Source organism: Gordoniibacillus kamchatkensis (genome assembly GCF_000829455.1).
Lineage (GTDB): Bacteria > Bacillota > Bacilli > Paenibacillales > NBRC-103111 > Gordoniibacillus > Gordoniibacillus kamchatkensis.
Genome location: NZ_JXAK01000068.1, coordinates 1 through 20,598 on the forward strand (window position 1 = coordinate 1; position 20,598 = coordinate 20,598).

The following is a 20,598-nucleotide window of genomic DNA, read 5'->3' on the forward strand; positions in this document are numbered from 1 at the left end:
CCACCGCACGAACCGCCGTTCCGCCAACTTGGCTGGCTTGCGCGCCGGCAGCCGTGCCCGGGGCCCTCACAAAGTATTGACGGTGCCGCTGCGGTAAGCCAGCCCCGGCGCTGCCCGCGTTAACCCGCTAACGCTCTGCACACCCCACCGCACGAACCGCCGTTCCGCCAACTTGGCTGGCTTGCGCGCCGGCAGCCGTGCCCGGGGCCCTCACAAAGTATTGACGGTGCCGCTGCGGTAAGCGCGCGGCGTCAGGCGCGTTATTTTTTTGAACGTTTTGCCGAAGTGCGAGAAGTTGTCGTAGCCGGCCACCGCCGCCACCTCGGTCACGCTGAGCGTCGTTTCGCGGAGGAGCCGCTGCGCTTCCTTGATGCGCGTCAAATTGACGTAATCGGTGAGCGTGAAGCCGGTCGTTTCTTTGAACGTGCGGCTCAGGTGGTACGGGCTTACGTAAAAACGCTCCGCCAGCCCCGCCAGGCTCAGCGGCTTTGCGTACGAATCGTTAATATACCGGACGATATCCGATATTTTGCCGCGCATCGGCGAGGTGTGACGAAACGGCTCCGGCTCCGGCTTCGCTTGCTGCAGCCAGAGGGTGTGCCTGCCGGCCGCGAGCAACAGCTCGCATACCGCATGGCGCAGCGCGATTTCATAGCCGGGCGGCTTGTCCCGCAGCTCCTTCAGGACACGGGCCGTCAGCGCCGAGGCAGCGGCATCATCAGGAAGGCGCTGCACGCGGCTGTCCGCGCGGAACGGGGCAAGCAGCCAGTCGGTCGCAGCCGGCGACATCCGGAACGGCAGCCCGTCGTCAAAATGCAGCAGCAGCCGCTCATGCGCCGGCGCTCCCGCCTGCATCGTCTTGTGCAGCTCGTTTTTGCCGATGAAGACAATTTCCCCGGGCTTCACCCGGTATGTTCGGTCTACGATAAAATAGTCGCGTTCGCCCGATAGCAGCACATAGATTTCGTAATAGTCGTGATAATGGTTAGCCGGCATGACGTGCTTTTCGGTACGGCGAATGTACTCGACGTGCAAAAAGTCGTCCCGGTTTACATATAAAAGCGACTCGTCCGGCAATGCAGCCACCTCCGACTTGATTATAGCAAAAAATGCGGGGTTTTAACGTAAACAAGCATAAAATCGCAAGAAAAATCTCCGATATTGCTGTACTATCGAGTCCAAGAAGATCAAAACGCTGTGAGGGGAGCTTGGCAGATGAAGAAGAAAACTTACGTGCTCGTCGGTACCGGCGGAAGAGCGCAGTTTTTCTGGGGAGCTATCGCTTCGGATTACAAGGAGAGCGCCGAATTGCTGGCATTTTGCGATACGAACCAGACACGGATGGACTATGCAAACAGGCTGCTTCAAGAAAAATACGGTCATCCCGCGGTCGCGACCTACAAGGCGCATGAATTCGACCGGATGATCGAGCGGGAACAACCGGACGCAGTCATTGTCACGAGCGTCGACCGGACGCATCATACGTACATCATTCGAGCGATGGAGCTGGGCTGCGACGTCATAACGGAGAAGCCGATGACCGTCGACGAAGAGAAGTGCCAGGCGATTTTGGACGCGGTGAAACGGACGGGGCGGAACGTCCGGGTGACGTTCAACTACCGCTATGCCCCGCATCATACGAAAGTGCGCGAGTTGATCGAAGACGGCGTTATCGGACAGGTGACGGCCGTACATTTCGAATGGCTGCTCAATACGAAGCACGGCGCCGACTATTTCCGGCGCTGGCACCGCGACAAGCGCAACAGCGGGGGGCTGCTCGTGCACAAGTCGACGCACCATTTCGACCTCGTCAATTTCTGGATCGGCTCCGAGCCGGAGACGGTGTTTGCGTTCGGGGACCTGATGTTTTACGGCAAGGACAACGCCGAGCGGCGCGGGGTAACGGCGTTTTATGACCGCGCGACCGGCAATCCGGCGGCGAAGGACGATCCGTTCGCGCTCCATCTCGACCGGAGCCCGAACTTGAAAGCGATGTACCTCGACGCCGAGCACGAAGACGGCTACCGCCGCGACCAGAGCGTATTTTCCGACGGCATCAGCATCGAGGATACGATGGGCGTGATGGTCCGCTACAAAAATAAAGCGATCCTCACTTACTCGCTGACGGCTTATACGCCATGGGAAGGCTACCGCATCTCGTTCACCGGCACCAAGGGGCGCCTTGAGCTTACCGTCGTCGAGCAGTCATACGTCAATTCCGGTGGCGACAAAGCGATCGAAGGGGCGCTGCGCGGTAAAAAAATGATTGTGCACCCGATGTTCGGCGCGCCCTACGAGGTGGAAGTGGAAGAAGGAGTGGGAGGCCATGGCGGCGGCGATACCGTGCTGCTGCGCGACATTTTCGGCGAGCCGCAGGAGGACCGTTTCCGCCGGGCGGCGAACCATGCCGATGGTGCGCGTTCAATTTTGACAGGCATTGCCGCCAACCGTGCGATCCGTACCGGCCTGCCGGTCCGCGTCGCGGATTTGGTGAAGTTCGAGTAACAGTAGCCATTCTGCTTGAGAAGGCCAGGTGTCCCGGCTGCGGGAACCTGGCCTTGTGCACTTGTCGGAACGTCCGGAACGTGCGAATAGCGGCTGCGGCGCCGTTTGGCTTGAGGATGGTTCCGGCGACCGGTTCGGGTGCCGGGGGGTGGGAGTTCCGACGAACAACGTCTTTTCGAAAATGTTCCGTTTAGCTTCATCGTCACCTTTCAACTCGATAACTGCCCTATCGATGCTCGAGTCGATCCGACCGATCGTGCGGCTCATTTCGCTAAATCCGGAACGCGCATTATCCGAAGGCTTGGCAATTTGCGCCTATAATCGCGTTGTTTCCGCTGCGAGCCATTTTCCAAGGGACAACGTAAGCCGTTTATCTTTGTCATCATATCGGCACTTTCGCCGTATCTCCGCCTTATCCAAGCTCAAGGCTGAGCGTCTCGCGGTCGGCTCTCGGCAGCTTGGCGACGACGAGGCGGTACGACTCGTCCAGCATGTTCGCCACAACGCCGTCAGGTACAGTGCCGTCGAGCACTACCGTGTTCCAATGCCGCTTGTTCATATGGTATCCTGGCAGCACAGCGCTGGGTACGTTTCGCGCTGCAGCCAAGCCTCGTCCGGATGTGTCTTCAGGTTGACGCTCGGGATCCCGGCTTTCGTATGGCCGAGCAGCGCGAACATTTTGTCCCGCACGAAGAGCACCGGCAAATCAGGGTCGAACGGATAGCGCAGGCTAGTGCCTCTTTTGGTTAAGCCGATGTCAATCAGTTGCTGATGATTCATAGGGGGAAGACCTCCGACGTCAAAGTTTCGTGATAGGCGGCGCGCACTCTCCCCCCCGTCCGACATAAAATGATTACAAGTCCGACGGGAGGAGGTGAGGAGGTACATGTGCGCATATTCGTTATATCCGGTCATCGTCGATTGGATTCCCGGGCTGCCGCAAATTCCTTACCGGGGCGGCGTCGGCCGGTGGGAAGGGGTTGTGATGCATCAGACCGCAAGTCCCGGCGACACCGCCCGCTCGGAACGGATGTACGAAAGCCGCACGTACGCGAATGCGTTCGTGCACGAATTCATCGATCCTAATGAAATTATTCAAGTCGCCAACCCGATGTATCTCGCCTACGGCGCCGGGCCGGTCGCGAATCCGCGCTTTATCCATCTCGAGCTGTGCTCGAACCGGACGGCTGACGAGTTCGCCCGTTCGTTCGACCGCTGGTGCCAACGCGCTGCCGTGTTTTTGTCGATGCGCGGCCTCGGCGTCACGCCGGCCCTGCCCGACGGTACGGGAACGCTGTGGTCGCACTATGACGTTAGCCGGTATTTGGGCGGCACCGATCATTCCGATCCGATCGATTACATTCAAAGCTGGGGCAAAAGCTGGCAAGATGTCGTACAGACGGTTCAATTCCATTATAACGCAATTACGGGAGGTGGGGATATGCCGGCACTAAGCGTGAAGATGCGAACAAAATTATCGCTTTCCTGTCCGCTGCCTATTATGCGACGAGCGTGCCCGCTGCGCAGGAGGAGTTCCATCGCCTGGCGAACGCTCTGCGCCGGGCTTCCGGGCAGCCGGAGCAGTAAAGGCGCGGGTCTGGTGATATTTGTCGTAGCTGCAGATGCGATTGCTCATCGTTTTTACAGCACAAGAGGTGTTATAGCAAAGCGGATTTTTTGTATGCTCGGGGCTAGTGGATAGCCTTTTTTCTTTGGGCGTTTTGCCTTTCAGGCACTTGCAGCGGGAACCGGGATCAAACATGCGGCTAAAGTTGCCGCGAATGCAACTGCAGCTGCATGTTTGCGGGAAGTTGGCGCCGGAGCTCCTCTAATTGCCTTTCAGGCACTTGCAGCGGGGAACGGGACCAAACACGGCTACAGTTGCCGCGAATGCGATTGCAAAAGCATTTTTTGGGGAACGGCAACATTGGCGCCTCCCCTTCTTACATATTTTGGGGGCGACCCGCTCTCATCTTGCCCTAAAACCGCGAAAAAACGCACCGCAAGGCGGCACAAAAGCGCTTCCTTCACACATTTTTTACAATTGCATCACAATTTGATCATCATTGTCCGCTACGCTTGAGTTATTGCAATTCAGCAGATTCGACAAGGGCAATGGAGGGTTCCTCGCATATGATCAACAGAAAAGTGTTCAGACGCGTCGCAGCCGCGTCGCTGGTCGTGCTTGTGGCAGCGGCGGCGGCGGGGTGCGGCTCGGCTTCGACGAACCCGAAGCAAGGCGCGCAGGGTGGACGAGGCGCAGCACGGCAAATGCCGGTAGTAACGCAAACGGTGAAGATGTCGGACGTGGGCGGCGGGCAAGTATTTACCGGTTCGATTACGCCCGTGTTTACGTCCAATGTGGCATCCCGCGTGACGGGGCGCATCGCTTCGATCGATGTGAACGTCGGCGATCGCGTCAAAACAGGACAAGCTATCGCTCATATCGATACGACACAGCTGCAGCAGCAGCTGGAGACGACGAAAAGCTCGGCTGCCGTTTCGCAAGCGCAGTACAACAAAGCGCTTAGCGATTATGCGAGCGGACTTGCGGCGGCCCAGAATGCGCTGGATAAAGCGACGAGCGATGCCCAGTCGCAAGTGGCTGCCGCCAAGCAGGCCGTAGCGCTCGCCCAGGCCCAGCTGAACAACGCCATTACGGCGCAGCAAAACGCCATCGCTTCGGCGAAGCAGGGCGTTGCCAGCGCGCAGACGTCCTTCAATTCGACGCAAGCGAGCGCTCAGTCGGCGATCACGATCGCGCAAAACAACTTGAACTCCCAGCTCGACGCGCTGCTGGAGTCGCAATCGAACAACCTGGATTCGCTGCAGCTTAAGGTACAGCAAGCCGCTGCCGCTTATAGCCAAGCTATTGGGACCAGCGGGGCCGCCGCTGCGCTTTCCAATTTGCAAGCGGCGCAGCTGGCACTGCAACAGGCCCAGCAAACCCAGTATAAAGATGCGCAAAGCGCTCAAGCGGCCGCTCAGTCGCAACTGACGAGCTTGCAAAACGCCTTGCTGCAGGCACAAAGCTCGCAGCAGGTGCAAGTAGCGCAGGAAGCGCTGAACGCCGCTCTCGTATCGCTGGCGAACGCCCAAACGAACGCCGCGTCGCAAATCGCAGTAAACCAGCAGCAGCTGTTCCAACAGCAAACCGCTCTGGCCAACGCGCAAGCATCGCAGCAAAGTTCGGTCAAGCAAGCGGAGCAATCGTACAAGGCGGCGCAAGGGACGGACGGCATCAAGGTCAGCGAGGCTCAGCTGCAGCTCGCGCTGACGAACGTTAAAACGCTGGAGGAGCAGCTGCAGGACGGCGTTCTGACCTCGCCTGTCGACGGAGTTGTAACGGCGATTCTGACGCCGGTCGGGCAAAACGCTGCCCAAACCGGGATCGTCTCGATTGCCTCAACGAATCCGACGCTTGCGACGGTAAACGTTTCGGAAGCCTCCATCGGCAAAATCAAGACGGGTATACCTATGACCGTCAACGTTCCGACGTTGAACAAGTCGTTCGACGGTCAAGTGTATGCCATCCACCCGTCTCTGGACGCGACAACGAAGTCTTACTTGGTCGATATTCAGGTCAACGACACGCAGCACGAACTGCTGCCCGGCATGTTCGCGGAATCGTCGATTAAAGCCACAGGACGTCAGGCGATCATGATTCCGGCCAACGCTGTATTGAACGACAACACCGGGAACTCGGTATACATCGTGCAGAACGGCAAGGCGAAAAAGGTGTCCGTCAAGATCGGCGAAATGACGAGCACTCAGTTCGAAATCACAAGCGGATTAAAACCGGGCGACGAGCTGGTCGTGCAAGGCCAGGAGCTGCTTTCCGACAACGTGCCCGTACAAACCGGCCAAACCGGACAAAACGGATCGGAATCGGGACAAAGGGGGCAGGGCCAAGCGGACCAAGGCGGCAGCCGTCAGGGAAGCGGCCAGGAAGGCAATCGCCAGGGAGGCGGCCGAAACGGCGGGCAGGGAGCCGGACGAAGCGATCAGCAACAGGGCGCAAGCGGCGGTCAACAGAAACAGTCTTCGAACGGTCAGCAAGCTCCCGGTGCCGGAGGTAGTAGCGGTACCGACAAGGCAGGTGCCGGACAGTGAATTTGGCCAATTTCTCCGTCAGGCGTCCAGTAACGATAGTGATGATCATGGTTGCGCTTATCATCGTCGGCATGATTGCGATTCCGCTGCTACCGGTCGATCTTTATCCGAATCTGGACATTCCGACGGCTAACGTATCGGTATCCTGGCCCGGCGCATCGCCAGCCGAAATGGAACGCCAAGTTACGAAACCCATCGAGCAGTCGATGGCGACCGTATCCGGTTTATCGAACTTGTCCTCAAATTCGCGGACCGGCTCCAGCAACGTAACGTTGCAATTTAACTACGGCACGAACCTGGATCAGGTCATGCTCGACATGAGGGACAAAATGTCGCGCGTGCAACGTCAACTGCCGTCGGACGCGGCCGCTCCGGTCATCTCCCGGGTGGATCCGAACAGTATGCCGATTATGTCGATCGCGCTGTACGGCAACGCCGATCCGATTTCGTTGCGCGATACGGCGGATAACGTGGTCAGCCCGCTCTTGCAGCAAGTTGACGGCGTTGCATCGGTCGGCGCTTCCGGGGGCCGGATCAGACAGGTGCAGATTTTGATTGACCCCAATAAGCTGCAGCAGTACAACATTACGCTAAGCACGATTCAATCGGCGCTCGGCAATGATAACAACTCGGCGGATGCAGGTCTCGTCAACAAAGGAACGCAGCTCATTCCGCTGCACATTGACGGACAATTCAAGTCCGTATTGGAAATCGGCAAAGTGCAGGTTCCGCTTGGCAAAGGCTCGACGATCGCGCTCAGCGAACTGGGGAAAATTGTCGACACCTATCAGGACGTAACGGCGGATTCCCGAATGAACGGGCAATCGAGCGTCAGCTTGTCCATTTTGAAACAAGCCGGCGGCAATACGGTAGCCATCTCCGACAACATCAGGGCGCAGCTCAAAAAAATTGAAGCAAAGCTTCCTAACGGAGAGCATCTTACCGTATTAAACGACCAGGCGACGTTTATTAAAAGCTCGGTCAATACGGTCAGGGACCACCTGCTGCTCGGCGGCCTGTTCTCCATCATTATTTTGCTCTTTTTCCTGCGCAGCGTGCGGGCTACTCTTATTATCGGCATCGTTATCCCAATCGCGGTCGTTTCCACGTTCAGTATGATGTATTTCTCTTCGCAGACGATCAATACGATTACGCTCGGGGGATTGGCGGTCGGTCTCGGTTCTCTTGTCGACTTTGCGGTTGTCGTGCTGGAAAGCATTTTCCGCAAGCGCCATGAAGGGCTGGATGCGGAAGAAGCGGCAAAAGCGGGGGCAGCTGAAGTAGGAACAGCCGTATTTGCATCCGCTCTCGCGCAAATATGCGTTTTTGCTCCGACCGTATTTATCAACGGCATATCCAAGCAGTTCTTTTGGCCGATGGCATTAACCGTTATTTTTTCCCACATTGCGGCTTTGTTTGCGGCGGTAACGCTTGTGCCGATGCTCGCAGCCAAAATCATGAAAGGGAAAGTAGACGAGGAATTGCCGGAAGGCCGGTCCTGGAATCCGCTTATTTGGTATGGCCGCGGCATGAAAAGATTGACGCAAATGTATGCGTGGCTTCTCCGCTGGTCGCTGTCGCACCGCTGGGTCATTATTGTCACGACTGTAGCGCTGCTGGCGGCAAGCGTCTACGCCACCAGATTTGTGGGCAGCGAGCTGACACCGCAAACGGACCAGGGCCGGGTGAGCGTCGATATCAGTTTGCCGCAAGGCACTTCATTTGACGTGACGAACCAATTGGCAACAACGATTGAAAGCAAAGTGAAAAGCATTCCCGAAGCGGATATTATATACACGCGGGTCGGTTCTTCCGGCGGCGGCGCTTTCCAGTCTTCCGCCACGAACAGCGCGAGCATCGACGTTACGCTGAAAACCGGCCACAAGCGAAGCTCGGCCCAAGTAGCCGAGCAAATCCGCGGCATGACTCAAGGCTATCCGGGCGCCCGCATCAACGTCAGCACGCCGTCAGGCATAAGGCTGCCGGGTATGGGCGGCGGCTTTGGCAATGGCGGGGATATTACCGTGAACTTGTCCGGTCCCGACCTAAACGTATTGCAAAAGCTGGGGGACGAAGTGGCGCGACAAATCAGCACCGTCCCGGGAACCCGCAACGTTCTGAACACGCTTGATCAAACGAGCCCGCAATACAGCTTGACGATTGACCGCGATGCGGCCCAGCATTTCGGCGTGTCTCTCAAGGACGTGATGACGGCGCTCCGCAACGCTTATCAGGGCACTGTAGCGACCCAGTTTAATACGGGGAATTTGGCTATTGACGTAATCATCAAGTTTCCGGAAGATTTCACCAACAAAATAGAAAACCTGAACAATATTTCAATCAACACTTCATCGGGAACAATTGTGCCGCTGAATCAGATCGCCAAAGTACAGCTGGGTTCCGGTCCGGCGCAAATTCGGCGCCTCAATCAGAACCGCGTTGCCGTCGTTCAGGCCAACGTATTCGGCGCTACGGTCGGCGATGTACAGGCGCAAGTCAAACAGGTGGTCGATTCGATTCAACCGCCGGATGGGTATACGGTTACGATGGGGAGTGCAACCACGCAGCAATCGCAGACTTTCGCCTCTCTTTTCGGCATGCTGTTGATATCCATCGTCCTGGTGTACATGGTTATGGCCAGCCAGTTCGAATCGCTGTACGGGCCGTTCATCATCATGTTTTCGCTGCCGCCGACGTTCGTCGGCGCGATTCTCGGCCTGCTCGTGACGCATCGCACGATCAATATGAATTCCATTATCGGGATGATTATGCTCGTCGGCATCGTCGTCAACAACGCGATCGTGCTCGTCGACTATACGAACCAGCTGCGCAAGCGGGGGATGCCGCTGTTCGACGCGCTGATCGAAGCCGGCCAAATTCGGCTCCGCCCGATTTTGATGACGACAGGGACGACGGTGCTGGCGATGCTGCCGCTCGTCATCGGCTTCGGCGAAGGCGCGGAGACGCAAGCTTCGATGGCGACGGTCGTCGCTTTCGGCCTCGTGCTGTCGACGATGATTACGCTCGTGCTCGTGCCTGTCGTCTTCACGCTGCTGGACGGCGGGACAGGGGCGATCAAGCGCCGCTTCCGGGGGATGTTCGGCAAACGGCAGGACGGCAACCGTACGCTCCCTTCGGGGCCGACGGGGTCGATGTAGAAAGGAGAACGCCATGTACACGATGTTGAAGAATGCGGTTCGACGGCTCGGCTGTCTCCTCGCTCTCGCCGCGATGCTCGCGTCCGCTTCCGCTGCGCCCGCTGCAGCAGACGATGCGAACGCGGCCGGTACGGCTGCCGGCACGATCGCCCAGATCGTAGGCGGCAAAGGATTTACGGCGGTGCTTCGCACCGACGGCACCGTCTGGACATGGGGGGACAACTTGCGCGGCAAGCTGGGCGGCGGTCTCGACAACCGGACGCGGCCTACCGCGGTAAAAGGTTTGACAGACGTCGTTCAGCTGGCCACCGGCGGCTATCACACGCTCGCGCTGAAGAAGGACGGAACCGTCTGGGCGTGGGGGCAAAATACGTACGGACAGCTCGGCGACGGCACGACGACCGACCGCAACTCTCCCGTGCCGGTCGCGGGTTTGAACGACGTAGTGGCGGTAAGCGCAGGCGCCGCGCATTCCGCTGCTTTGCTGAAAGACGGCACGGTCTGGACATGGGGAGACGACTCGGTCGGCCAGCTGGGAGACGGCGCCAGCGACCAGCAGACGAAGCCGGTGCAAGTCAAAAACCTGACGGGCATCAAAGCGATCTCCGCCGGCGGCTACCATACGCTCGCTCTGACCAAAGACGGAGATATGTGGGCTTGGGGCGACGACACTTACGGGCAGCTCGGCTTCGCCCACGACCACGACACGTGGAACGCCCCCGTCATGATCACATGGATTCGCCAGGTGAAAAGCATTTCGGCCGGCTTCAATTTTTCGCTCGCCTTGACCGAGGACGGATTTGCCTACAGCTGGGGCTCGGACAGCAGCGGACAGCTCGGCTTCGGCGATATGAAGGACAGGTCTCTTCCGGAGATACTCATGAAAGACGTCACCGCCATTTCGGCGGGCAACAACCACGCGCTGGCCATCCAAAAGGACGGCACGGCGTGGGCCTGGGGCGACAACACGTTCGGGCAAACCGGCACCGGCTTCAACGAGCATTTGAACATGCAAATTATGGCGGGGCCGCAGCACGTATTCGGCGTTCCGGAAGCGAAAACGGTTGTCGCGGCGTACAACTTCTCGTTCCTGATCGGCACGGACGGCTCGCTGTGGGCGTGGGGCCATAACATTTACGGCCAGCTCGGGGACGGAACGACGACGAATACCGACCTTCCGAAGCAGGTTACGAGCATATTCGACGCCTCGGCGCCCGTGCCCAAACCAGGCGAAGGTGCGACCGTCGTGAGCGGCGTGTTGGCCGCGCCGCTGGCGGCGGGCGAGAACGACTCGCTGGCCGTCAAGCCAAACGGCGTGTTCGGGTGGGGCGACAACACGCTCGGCCAGCTCGGCACGGACGGGGCGCTGCCGGCCCTCGCGCCGAAACCGTTGACCGGCGTGCCTCAACCTGCCGCAATAGCGGCAGGCGGCTCCCATACGCTGCTCGTTGCGGGCGACGGAACTTTATGGGCGTACGGCTCTGACTACTTCGGCCAGCTCGGCGACGGAGCGACGAGTGTAACGGGCCGCCCGAAGCCGGCGCCAGTTTCCGGTCTGGACCACGTCGTTTCGGCTGCGGCCGGCTCGAACCATTCGCTGGCCCTCGTCAGCAACGGCACGGTGTGGAGCTTTGGCGACAATACGTTCGGCCAGCTCGGGACCGACGACGGCTCGCCGGGCGCCCATGCGGCTCCCGCGGCCGTGACCGGGGGTGCGCGACGTGATGGCTATTGCCGCCGGCGGCAATTTCTCGATTGCGCTAAAGCGCGACGGCACAGTGTGGTCCTGGGGCGACAACAGTAACGGCCAGCTCGGCGACGGTACGAACGTAAGCAAGAAACAGCCGGTGCAGGTGAGCGGTTTGTCCGGCGTCGTCGCCATCGCTGCCGGCAAACTGCACGCGCTCGCCGTCAAAAACGACGGCACCGTCTGGACGTGGGGCTCCAATTCGTTCGGCCAGCTCGGCGACGGAACGACGACATCGAGCAACGTGCCGGAGCCGCTGGCGACGATTCACGACGCCAAAGCGGTCGCCGCCGGGAGCTACCACAGCCTTGTGCTGCGGCAAGCGGGCAAAGTGTCGGCTTGGGGGTACGACGCCTTCGGCCAGCTTGGCGACGGCGGTTCGGCGAATCAGCTGACGCCTGTCAACGTATCGGGTCTCGACGGCGTAACGAATATAGCTGCCGGCGGTTCTCATTCGCTGGCAATGAAAAGCGACGGCACCGTCTGGGCATGGGGCGGCAACTTTATGGGCCAGCTTGGAGACGGGACGAGGAACAACCGCTCGGCTCCGGCCATAGTGACCGGATTCGCGCCAGCGCTAAACGACATCTCCGGACATTGGGCGCAGGACGCCATTAAACGCGCGCTGGAGGAAGGCTATGTCGACGGCTACGAGGACGGAACGTTCCGGCCCGACCATACAGTATCGCGTGCGGAATATGTGAAAATGACTGCGGCAGCGCTGCGCCTGACTATCCCGGCAGCGCAGCCGGGACAAACTTGGTACGAACCTTACGCCGCAGCATTGCAGCAGGCAGGGGCGCTGCAGGACGGCGATCTGCTCGGCGGCTGGAACGATCCGATCACGCGCGGCGAGATTGCGGCTATCGCTCTCCGCGCCGTCAAGCCGGAGCTGCAGAAGCCCGGTACGCGGCTGGATGAATCCTATGTACTGCAAAACGCCGTGCAAAACGGTTTGCTGCAAGGGCTTGCCGGCGGCGAGCTGGCGCCGCAGGCGGACACGACGCGCGCGCAATCGGTCGTGCTCGTGGAGCGGATATTGACGCTGAAGGCCGGAGGGACGCTGCCCGTTGACCAGGAGGCGCTGCGGGCGGCATCCAGTCTCGGCGCGGCGCGCCCATAACCGGAAGACGGATGCACCCGAACGTCGCCCTTCTCATACAATAAAATCAACCCGGTATGAGGGGGGCGTTTACGGTCATGTCCGTACCGTTATCGAAAGACGGAATGACGCTGTTTATCGTCGTGCTGTTCGTTCTTTTGTTCTTCATTTTAATGTTTGTGTTTTAATTTGCTGCAGAAAACGAACATTCGGTCTCATGCCTTGTCGGGCGAAGGAGACCGAATGTTTTTTTTCGCGGCGCCCGCAACGACGCAGCGTCGCATCAGGGCGGATCATTTGCCATGCGCGTTTTTGGCGGCCGGAGCTTTCCCGCCCGCTTTGACCCTGCGCACGAAGAACGAGAAAAACAAACCTACCAAAGTGATGCCGGTAGCCACGACGAACGCGTCGTTGATGCCGGAGATGGCGGATTGCTGCGAAGCAAGGCCGTATACGACTTGCGTTGCCATCAGATCCGATGCGGACGGCGGCAGTCCGGCCATCAGCGAAAGGCCCTGGCCGATCTGATGGAACGTTTCCGCAACATAGCTGTTGGCCGACGTAACGTTGTTCGCATAATTGCCCAAATGATACGTCGCCCGGTTGGACATGACCGTCACGAGCAAGGCGGTGCCGATTGAGCCGGCAACTTGCCGCATCGTGTTGGACATCGCGTTGCCGTGGCTGCCGAGCTGCCTGGGGAGCTGGTTCAGCCCCGCCGTTTGCACCGTCATCATGAGCAGCGACATGCCGAACATCCGCATCGTATATAAGCCCATAATGTGGCTGTAAGGCGTATCGGAGGTTAGCTTGCTGAATTCGTACGTCGTCACCGCCGTAATGATGAGTCCGAGAACCGCCAAGGGGCGCGCTCCGATCCTGTCGAACAAGGCCCCCGATATCGGGGACATGACGCCCATCAGCAGCGCGCCCGGCAGCAGCAGCAGCCCGGACTGAAGCGGCGTAAAGCCGCGGATGTTTTGCAAATAAATCGGCAGCAAAAGCATCGCACCCAGCATCGCCATATTGATGCAGGAGCCGATAATCGTCGTGATCGTGAACACGTCGTATTTGAACACGCGGAACTCCAGCATCGGAGACTCCATCGTCAGCTCGCGCCATATGAACGCGGCCAGAAACAGCGCCCCTACGATGAGCGAAGTCACGACGGTGCCGCTCCCCCATCCCTTCGTGCCCGCTTCGCTGAAGCCGTACAGCAGCGTGCCGAATCCGATCGTGGAAAACAGAAAGCCCGGCACGTCCAGCTTCGGCTTCGACAATTTGGTCAGGTTTTGCAGCCACGATATGGCGAGCAGCAGATCGACGATCCCGAGCGGGATCATTATCGTAAACAGCACCCGCCACGAATGGTTTTCGACGATCCAGCCCGACAGCGTAGGACCGACAGCCGGGGCGAAAATGATGACGATGCCCATCATGCCCATCGCCGCTCCTCTACGCTCGGGCGGAAACAAAATCAGAAATACGTTCATGATGAGCGGCATGATGATGCCTGCGCCGCAAGCTTGAACGATCCGGCCGATCAAAAGGACCGCAAAATTGGGCGCCATCGCGCAAATGACAGAGCCCGCGCTGAACGCGCCCATCGCAAAAATAAACAAGGCGCGGATGCCGAACCGCTCGATGAGGTAAGCGCTGATCGGAATGAGCACGCCGTTGACGAGCATGTAAGCGGTCGACAGCCATTGGATCGTCGTCGCCGACACGTTCAAATCGTTCATCATATGGGGGATCGCGACGTTGATCAGCGTCTGGTTCAAAATCGAGATGAAGGCTCCGGCCATAAGCACGGAAAGCGTGCGGCCGACGTGAACGTTCTCCATGGATACCTCCGGCACTCGTGTTGTTATATGTGAACCCGCACAGACGCGTTCATCCCGGGGACGATCCCGACTCCCTTATAGCCGTCGAGCGAAATGGTGACGGGAATCACTTGGGTCACTTTCGTATAGTTGGCAGTAGCGTTGGAGGTTGGCAGCAAAGAGAAAGTAGCCGCCGTGGCGAGCCCGATTTTATCGACATGGCCTGTCAGCGTCGTGCCGGGAAAAGCGTCGATGTAGACGTCAACCGTTTGTCCTTGCTTGATATCTTTGATCCGCGTTTCATCGATATTGGCCGTCACCCATAAATGATTGAAATCGTAGGCGCGGGCCAGGACGGTGCCGGCGGCGACGAACGAACCCGGAACGGCCGATTGCTGCACGATCGTCCCGTCGGTCGGCAGCGCAAGGTCCACTTTAGACGCTCCGGCAGGCGGCTGTATAGTGGCGACGCGGTCCCCGGAACGGAACGATTTGCCGATGTCGCCGAACCAATCGGTGAGCTGTCCGGACGTCGTTGCCGCAATGTTGACGGGCTGTCCGTCGACCTTGGCGTTGTCCGTGGCGACGTAATTGACGGTTTGATTGTAATAGTATGCTGCTGCGCCCGCGCCGCCGATTAGCACGATCAGCACGATAATATTGATGATCACAATTTTGTTCATCGGATAGAAGCTCCCCTCGAGGTCGGATTGTCAACGTATAGATTTTCCATGTTGTGCAGGGAGTATGCGGAATTTCCAGGTTGCCGGGACAGGCGGGAGGGGAGGATGGGAATATGGGCCGGAGAGCGCAGCGTGGCGCCTTTGAACTCGTGTTCCCGCCACGGTTTCAAATCCAGGGGAACGCGAGTGTGGGCGAAGCCGAAGACCCGTATTCTTAGGTCCGCAGCGCAGCCATGCTTTCTCAGGCAGTATGGAAAGTACCCAAAGCTTTGCGCCTCTACCGTCCTGTTGCGGACGCCGCGAAAAAATTGACCGATGTAAATTTTTCCAAACAAATTTAGAAATTTTACAAGTATACGCCGTTTTCCGTTTCCTGTACAATTTATAGTAGGCCTCATTGTATCTATCTAAGCCGTTCTCGGTTATACGAAGATTTTCGACCCGACAGCGCCAAGGAGGAGCTTTCTATGGAATCAGCAGCCGTTCACCTTCAAGCCATCAGGCAAATCGAACGCAATTTGGAAGCTTGCATTTTAGGCAAAACGAGCGAAATACAACTGCTGCTTACGGCGCTTTTGGCCGGCGGCCACGTGCTGCTGGAGGATGTGCCGGGAACGGGCAAAACGGTTCTGATCAAGGCGCTCGCCAAATCCATACACGGCCAGTTCCGACGCATACAATGCAACCCGGACCTGCTGCCGACCGATATTACCGGCGTATCCATTTATCACCCGAAACAGGAAGCGTTCATGTTCCGTCCGGGACCGGTCATGACAAACATACTGCTGGTTGACGAAATTAACCGGGCAACGACGAAGACGCAATCCGCCCTGCTCGAAGCGATGGAAGAACGACATATTACCGCCGACGGAGAATTGCATCCGCTCCCTTCCCCGTTCCTGCTCCTCGCCACGCAAAACCCTATCGATTTCGAGGGCACCTACACGCTGCCGGAAGCGCAGCTAGACCGTTTCATGCTGAAATTCAGCCTCGGCTATCCCGACGAAGCGACCGAACAGCGCATGATTATGTCGCAAGCGCGCCGCCATCCGCTGGAAGACATCGAAGCCGTGGCCGATTCCGAGCAAATCTACGCGATGCAGCAGCAGGCGCGGGACGTGCATATCGATGACGCCGTCGTCGCCTATATCGTCGCTGTTACGCGGGCGACGCGCGAGCATCCGGGCGTATTTCTCGGAGCCAGCCCGCGTGCGACGCTTGCGCTTGTGCAAGCCAGCAAAGCGTACGCTTATTTGCAAGGGCGAAGCTTCGTCATTCCCGACGACGTCAAATTTTTGGCCCGTTATGTGCTTGGGCACCGGATGATACTGAAATCCGAAGCGATTATGGACGGACTTACCGCCGGCTCGCTGCTGGACAGTGTGTTCCAAAGTATTCGCGTGCCGGTCCGATTGGAGAAGTGACGCATGAAAGAGCTCGAACAGCGCATTCAGGAGCGCAGATGGCCGCTGCCGTTCTGGTACGTGCTCATCAGCTTCGCCTGCAGCTTGTCCTTCGTCGTCTTTCAAGGCGGGAAGCTGGCGACGCTGCTGTTCGTTACCGTTACGGTGCTGTGCGTATATTTGCTGCTAGGCAGATGGAGCGGCATTAAGCAGACGATCGGGCAGCGCACGTTTGCGGAGCATGAGCAGGATGCCCGCATATCGGCCGGCGAGTCGCTGAACGTCCGCCTCAAAGTGATCGTTCCCGGCTTATGGCCGATTCCGTACATTATCGTTCGCGACAAGCTGACCCGGCAAAATGGCGACAGCCAGCTGTACGAAGGCTCTCTGACCCTCGATTGGAGGCGGCGCGGGGAGATGGAATACGTCACGGCGCCGCTCAAACGGGGCATTTACCGGTTTGAACGGACCGAATGCGTGACGGAAGACATTTTCGGCCTGTTCCAGCATAAAGCATCGCTCGAGCTGCCGCGCACAGTGACGGTCATGCCGGAGACGGTGGCGGTGCCGGAATGGAAGCAGTACCACCTGATGCTGAAAGGGATGCAGACGCACGCCACGACGACGCGCGCCTTGCGCGAAACGACGCAGATCAACGGCGTGCGCGAATACATTTACGGCGACAAGCTTTCCCGCGTGCACTGGAACGCTACGGCGAAGACGGGGACATGGAAATCGAAGGAATTCGAGCGCGAGTCGCTGCCGAAGACGATCATCGTGCTCGACCGGCAAAGCCGCGCCTATGCCGATGCCGAGCAATTCGAGCTGGCGGTGTCCGTCGCCGCCTCGCTGTTCGAATACGCCGCTGCGAACAGGCTGGCCGTGGGCCTTTTGTCTGTCGGCGCGGAGTATGTCTATATGGAGCCGAAGCTGGGCGTGCAGCATATGAACCAGGTGATGAACCACCTGACCGCTGCCGATGCGAACGGCGTCCATCCGCTGCTGCAAGTGATGGCAAAACCGTTCCCAGCATTGGACGCCGGGAACGTTCTTCGTTCGGTACGCCGCAGAAAGGCGGAGCGATGCTGAAGACGCTAAGTTGGCTCGACCAGCATCAAATGAACCCGTGCCAAATATGGGTGCAGTCCGCCGCCGGCAAATTCAGCGGCTTCGGCGCGCCTGCGAACGGTTCGTCCGGGGCATCGACCGAGCAGCCGCGCGCTTCCGGTGGCGAGGCTGCGGAGCGGGAAGATTGGATGAAGCAGGTGTGGGCTCGCGGCTATATGGGGTACGCCTTGTCGCGGCTTAGCGAGCTGCCGTCCGTGCTCGGAGGTGGGAAGAGCGGTGGTTGATCGCACCAGGTACAGATGGTCGTCTTCCTTTGAGTGGTGGGGCTGCGTATTCGCCGCCCTTCTCGTCGGCTTGCTGCTGCTGCAATACGTGCTTTGGATCGAAAAAGAAGAAGTGCTCTGGTGGCCGGAAACGATCGCCAACGCCAAATGGACGCTGTTCTTCACCGGACTCGTTATGGTCGTGCCGAGGCTGTCGTGGCGCTGGCGCTGGCCGCTTCTCACCGCCGTTCTGATCGCGCTGAACGCGGTTCTGTCGCACGCCCGTTGGTTGCCGCTGCCGTCCGGCAATTTCATGTCGTACGGAATTTGGCTCGGGCGCATGTTCGCGCAGCTGACGCCGTTCGTCTGGTTCAGCGTCGGCTCGAGCCTCGCGTTCGTCTTCGCCTTTTGGTGGGGCCGCACGAAGCCCCGCATCTATGCATGGATGATCGTCACCATTTTGTTTTTTTGCATCCGCGATTCGTTCAGCACATTGGTGTTGTGGCCGCAGGTGGCGATGGTGCTGTTTTGCGGGCTGCTGCTGCTCATTTTGCGCCATTTTGCCGAATTTCAGAAAAAGGCGCCCAAGAGCTGGGAGCATATCGCGCAATACCCGTCGGCAGTCATTTTGCCGATCGTGGCGATTATGGCGGTCACGATCTTGCTTGGCGTGCTTACCCCGACGATTCGCCCGCTGCTGACCGATCCGTACACGCTTTGGAAGCATGCCAAGGGAGAGCCGGTGCTCATCGCCGGCAAAGGCGAAATCAGCGACTGGGTCGCGCCGGCGCAAGATACGTCCTCCGGTTACGGCCGCAACGACCGTGAGCTTGGCGGCGGCTTCCGCTTCGATTACAGCCCGGTGTTCACGGTCGATTCGCCGGAACGCAGCTATTGGCGCGGTGAAACGCGCTCCGTTTATACGGGCAGCGGCTGGGAGCTGAGCGAAGCGGAACGGCGTGCTCCGGTGACGGGTGCCCGCGTCGGCATCGCGCTGAAGCCGGAGTCGCGCATCGATGCCTCGCAGCTGAAAACGAAGCAGGTCGTGCAAACGTACCATTTCAAAGACGGAGCATCGTTTCCGGTGCTGTTCGCGGCGAGAACCGCGCAGCATTTACAGGATGTGAACGGGGGAACGGAAGCGCCGCCGGTCGTATGGGCGCCGGAGCAGTCCGAGCTCCGCTTCCGCGGCGACCGCGCGTCGTATCCGAAAGAATATACCGTCGTTTCGCAAATGCCGGTCGTTGACGTGGACGCGCTGAAGGCGGTAACGTATCCGGCCGACATCAAGCAGGAGCTGCCCGATTATTTGCAGCTGCCGCCCAATTTGCCGCAGCGTGTCCGCGAGCTTGCCCTGCAAGTGACGCAGAGCGCGGCGACGCCGTATGAGAAAGTGAAGCTGCTGGAGCAATACTTGGCCACGAATTACCAGTACACGAATACGCCCGATCTGTCGAAAGGCCGCAGCAAAGATTTCGTCGACCGGTTTTTGTTCGAAATCAAAGAAGGGTATTGCGACTACTACTCATCGGCGTTGGTCGTCATGGCCCGTTCGCTGGGCTTGCCGGCACGTTGGGTAAAAGGCTACTCGACCGGCACGAACCCGCTGGACGAGGAAGTCAACAACGGCATTTTACGCGGCGTTATCGCCAGCCAAATGCTATCGGGCGGTACGTTCACCGTCCGCAACTCCGATGCCCATTCCTGGGTAGAGGTGTATTTTCCGGGCTACGGCTGGATCCCGTTCGAGCCGACCTCCGGCTTCGCGATGCCGATGCTTCATCCGGAGCAGGCAGCAGAAACGGCGCCGGCGGCAGATCCGGCTCCGGTCGTTCCGGCTCCGGCCGATACGTCCATAGACCATCGTCCGCTTGTGCTCGCGCTCAGCTTCGCCGGAGCGGCGATCCTGCTCGCGGCCATCGTCTACGTGCTGTGGAAGTACGGGGCATTCCGCAAGCTGTCGCGCGCCAAAAGAAGCACAAAGTATACGATTTCAGCGAGCGCGTCGTGCTCGACTTCGAGCGGCTGCTCCGCTATTGCAAGCGCAAAGGCTACAAGCGCCACGAGCACGAGACGCTGCGCGAAACGTTCGCCCGCTGGGTGAAGTCGAGCCGCTGGCTGGCGAAAGATTTGGAGACGCTGCTGCATACGTTCGAACGGGCCAAGTACGACAAATCGGCCTTGAACGAGCGCGATTACGACCTCGCCGTGCAGACGATGCAGCGCGTGCGCGCACACATGAAATGATTCACGCATTGGAATGTGGAAAGACCTGCAGTCGCCATAACGGGACCGCAGGTTTTTTGTTGCTTATACTCATCGGCAATTAGGCATTGCAGGGAAACGGCGAAGAAGGCAGGCCTTGTTTTACGGCCAGCTTAACGCCGCCGCGTTAAGCGAGAGGAGCAGCAGCGGGCAAAGTGCCGGGCGTCTGACAGCCGTCCTAACGCCAAGGCGTTAGGATGGAGGAGGAACGCTGGGCAATGAGCCGGACGCCAGGCAGCCGTCCTAACGCCAAGGCGTTAGGCTGGAGGAGCAACGCTGGGCCATGAGCGGGGCGTCAGGCAGCCGGCCTAACGCCAAGGCGTTAGGCCGGAGGAGCAAACGCTGGGCCGTGAGCGGGGCGTCAGGCAGCCGGCCTAACGTCGCGAAACGCGCACGTGCAATGGATGGCGTACGACGATAATCCTTGCGATTGGCTGAGAGTTGTTCTGTTTAAAGAACAGGGTCGCT

At 59.0% G+C, this 20,598-nt stretch carries 16 protein-coding genes; 11 read left to right on the top strand and 5 right to left on the bottom strand.

The genetic code is table 11. The features are described 5' to 3' along the window. Window positions 1-210: 210 nt before the first annotated feature. On the bottom strand, window positions 211-1,077 hold the full coding sequence (locus SD70_RS27405; RefSeq protein ID WP_052487944.1) for a helix-turn-helix domain-containing protein: 867 nt from the start codon (window positions 1,075-1,077) through the stop codon (window positions 211-213). A gap of 138 nt (window positions 1,078-1,215) precedes the next feature. Here SD70_RS27405 and SD70_RS27410 point away from each other — a divergent pair, with 138 nt between their 5' ends. Beyond that, window positions 1,216-2,505 (top strand): Gfo/Idh/MocA family protein, encoded by a 1,290-nt coding sequence (locus SD70_RS27410; protein ID WP_041051537.1) that lies wholly within the window; start codon window positions 1,216-1,218, stop codon window positions 2,503-2,505. Between the two features lie 412 nt (window positions 2,506-2,917). Here the strand turns inward: SD70_RS27410 and SD70_RS38720 are convergent, their stop codons facing one another. Further along, window positions 2,918-3,064 (bottom strand): MmcQ/YjbR family DNA-binding protein, encoded by a 147-nt coding sequence (locus SD70_RS38720; protein ID WP_231571589.1) that lies wholly within the window; start codon window positions 3,062-3,064, stop codon window positions 2,918-2,920. Then, the gene (locus SD70_RS38725) at window positions 3,061-3,285 is read right to left on the bottom strand and encodes an MmcQ/YjbR family DNA-binding protein (protein ID WP_231571591.1); all 225 of its coding nucleotides are present in this window, start codon (window positions 3,283-3,285) and stop codon (window positions 3,061-3,063) included. The genes SD70_RS38720 and SD70_RS38725 overlap by 4 nt, the downstream gene beginning before the upstream one ends. 106 nt (window positions 3,286-3,391) lie before the next feature. Here SD70_RS38725 and SD70_RS34055 point away from each other — a divergent pair, with 106 nt between their 5' ends. From SD70_RS34055 to SD70_RS34060, 5 genes are all read left to right on the top strand, one after another. Beyond that, window positions 3,392-4,207: a peptidoglycan recognition protein family protein gene (locus SD70_RS34055; RefSeq protein WP_052487945.1), complete on the top strand. Its 816-nt coding sequence runs from the start codon at window positions 3,392-3,394 to the stop codon at window positions 4,205-4,207. 431 nt (window positions 4,208-4,638) lie between these two features. Then, window positions 4,639-6,618: an efflux RND transporter periplasmic adaptor subunit gene (locus SD70_RS27425; RefSeq protein ID WP_041051539.1), complete on the top strand. Its 1,980-nt coding sequence runs from the start codon at window positions 4,639-4,641 to the stop codon at window positions 6,616-6,618. Next, window positions 6,615-9,776 carry an efflux RND transporter permease subunit gene (locus SD70_RS27430; RefSeq protein ID WP_041051541.1) on the top strand — a complete coding sequence of 1,054 codons (3,162 nt, stop codon included), beginning with the start codon at window positions 6,615-6,617 and terminating at the stop codon, window positions 9,774-9,776. Before SD70_RS27425 ends, SD70_RS27430 begins: the two co-directional genes overlap by 4 nt. A gap of 13 nt (window positions 9,777-9,789) precedes the next feature. Continuing rightward, window positions 9,790-11,580, top strand: a complete 1,791-nt coding sequence (locus SD70_RS27435; protein WP_052487946.1) for an RCC1 domain-containing protein — start codon at window positions 9,790-9,792, stop codon at window positions 11,578-11,580. After that, on the top strand, window positions 11,501-12,646 hold the full coding sequence (locus SD70_RS34060; RefSeq protein ID WP_052487947.1) for an RCC1 domain-containing protein: 1,146 nt from the start codon (window positions 11,501-11,503) through the stop codon (window positions 12,644-12,646). The genes SD70_RS27435 and SD70_RS34060 overlap by 80 nt, the downstream gene beginning before the upstream one ends. Before the next feature lie 272 nt (window positions 12,647-12,918). On the opposite strand, the gene SD70_RS27440 is transcribed toward SD70_RS34060, so the two are convergent. Together SD70_RS27440 and SD70_RS27445 are read right to left on the bottom strand one after the other, a co-directional pair. Beyond that, window positions 12,919-14,469 carry a DHA2 family efflux MFS transporter permease subunit gene (locus SD70_RS27440; protein WP_052487948.1) on the bottom strand — a complete coding sequence of 517 codons (1,551 nt, stop codon included), beginning with the start codon at window positions 14,467-14,469 and terminating at the stop codon, window positions 12,919-12,921. 23 nt (window positions 14,470-14,492) lie between these two features. Beyond that, window positions 14,493-15,131: an HlyD family secretion protein gene (locus SD70_RS27445; RefSeq protein ID WP_041051543.1), complete on the bottom strand. Its 639-nt coding sequence runs from the start codon at window positions 15,129-15,131 to the stop codon at window positions 14,493-14,495. Between the two features lie 467 nt (window positions 15,132-15,598). On the opposite strand from SD70_RS27445, the gene SD70_RS27450 reads away from it, so the two are divergent. The 5 genes from SD70_RS27450 to SD70_RS37220 are packed head-to-tail and all read left to right on the top strand — an operon-like array spanning window position 15,599 to window position 20,112. Next, window positions 15,599-16,555, top strand: coding sequence for an AAA family ATPase (locus tag SD70_RS27450; RefSeq protein ID WP_041051545.1), 957 nt, complete (start codon window positions 15,599-15,601; stop codon window positions 16,553-16,555). A 3-nt stretch (window positions 16,556-16,558) separates the two neighbouring features. Then, window positions 16,559-17,623, top strand: a complete 1,065-nt coding sequence (locus SD70_RS27455; RefSeq protein ID WP_052487949.1) for a DUF58 domain-containing protein — start codon at window positions 16,559-16,561, stop codon at window positions 17,621-17,623. Beyond that, complete coding sequence (locus SD70_RS38730; RefSeq protein ID WP_052487950.1) at window positions 17,617-17,886, top strand: hypothetical protein; 270 nt, start codon at window positions 17,617-17,619, stop codon at window positions 17,884-17,886. Before SD70_RS27455 ends, SD70_RS38730 begins: the two co-directional genes overlap by 7 nt. Beyond that, window positions 17,879-19,969, top strand: coding sequence for a transglutaminase family protein (locus SD70_RS27460; protein ID WP_052487951.1), 2,091 nt, complete (start codon window positions 17,879-17,881; stop codon window positions 19,967-19,969). The genes SD70_RS38730 and SD70_RS27460 overlap by 8 nt, the downstream gene beginning before the upstream one ends. Next, window positions 19,873-20,112, top strand: a complete 240-nt coding sequence (locus tag SD70_RS37220) for a DUF4129 domain-containing protein (protein WP_197081204.1) — start codon at window positions 19,873-19,875, stop codon at window positions 20,110-20,112. Before SD70_RS27460 ends, SD70_RS37220 begins: the two co-directional genes overlap by 97 nt. Window positions 20,113-20,598 lie beyond the last annotated feature (486 nt).

What these genes read in the sequence shown, in the direction of transcription:
- SD70_RS27435 (WP_052487946.1), top strand. Translation starts at nt 9,790, where the DNA reads ATGTACACGATGTTGAAGAATGCGGTTCGACGGCTCGGCTGTCTCCTC.
- SD70_RS38720 (WP_231571589.1), bottom strand. Translation starts at nt 3,064, where the DNA reads ATGAACAAGCGGCATTGGAACACGGTAGTGCTCGACGGCACTGTACCT.
- SD70_RS27440 (WP_052487948.1), bottom strand. Translation starts at nt 14,469, where the DNA reads ATGGAGAACGTTCACGTCGGCCGCACGCTTTCCGTGCTTATGGCCGGA.
- SD70_RS27445 (WP_041051543.1), bottom strand. Translation starts at nt 15,131, where the DNA reads ATGAACAAAATTGTGATCATCAATATTATCGTGCTGATCGTGCTAATC.
- SD70_RS27455 (WP_052487949.1), top strand. Translation starts at nt 16,559, where the DNA reads ATGAAAGAGCTCGAACAGCGCATTCAGGAGCGCAGATGGCCGCTGCCG.
- SD70_RS27450 (WP_041051545.1), top strand. Translation starts at nt 15,599, where the DNA reads ATGGAATCAGCAGCCGTTCACCTTCAAGCCATCAGGCAAATCGAACGC.
- SD70_RS27410 (WP_041051537.1), top strand. Translation starts at nt 1,216, where the DNA reads ATGAAGAAGAAAACTTACGTGCTCGTCGGTACCGGCGGAAGAGCGCAG.
- SD70_RS38725 (WP_231571591.1), bottom strand. Translation starts at nt 3,285, where the DNA reads ATGAATCATCAGCAACTGATTGACATCGGCTTAACCAAAAGAGGCACT.
- SD70_RS34060 (WP_052487947.1), top strand. Translation starts at nt 11,501, where the DNA reads ATGGCTATTGCCGCCGGCGGCAATTTCTCGATTGCGCTAAAGCGCGAC.
- SD70_RS34055 (WP_052487945.1), top strand. Translation starts at nt 3,392, where the DNA reads ATGTGCGCATATTCGTTATATCCGGTCATCGTCGATTGGATTCCCGGG.
- SD70_RS38730 (WP_052487950.1), top strand. Translation starts at nt 17,617, where the DNA reads ATGCTGAAGACGCTAAGTTGGCTCGACCAGCATCAAATGAACCCGTGC.
- SD70_RS27425 (WP_041051539.1), top strand. Translation starts at nt 4,639, where the DNA reads ATGATCAACAGAAAAGTGTTCAGACGCGTCGCAGCCGCGTCGCTGGTC.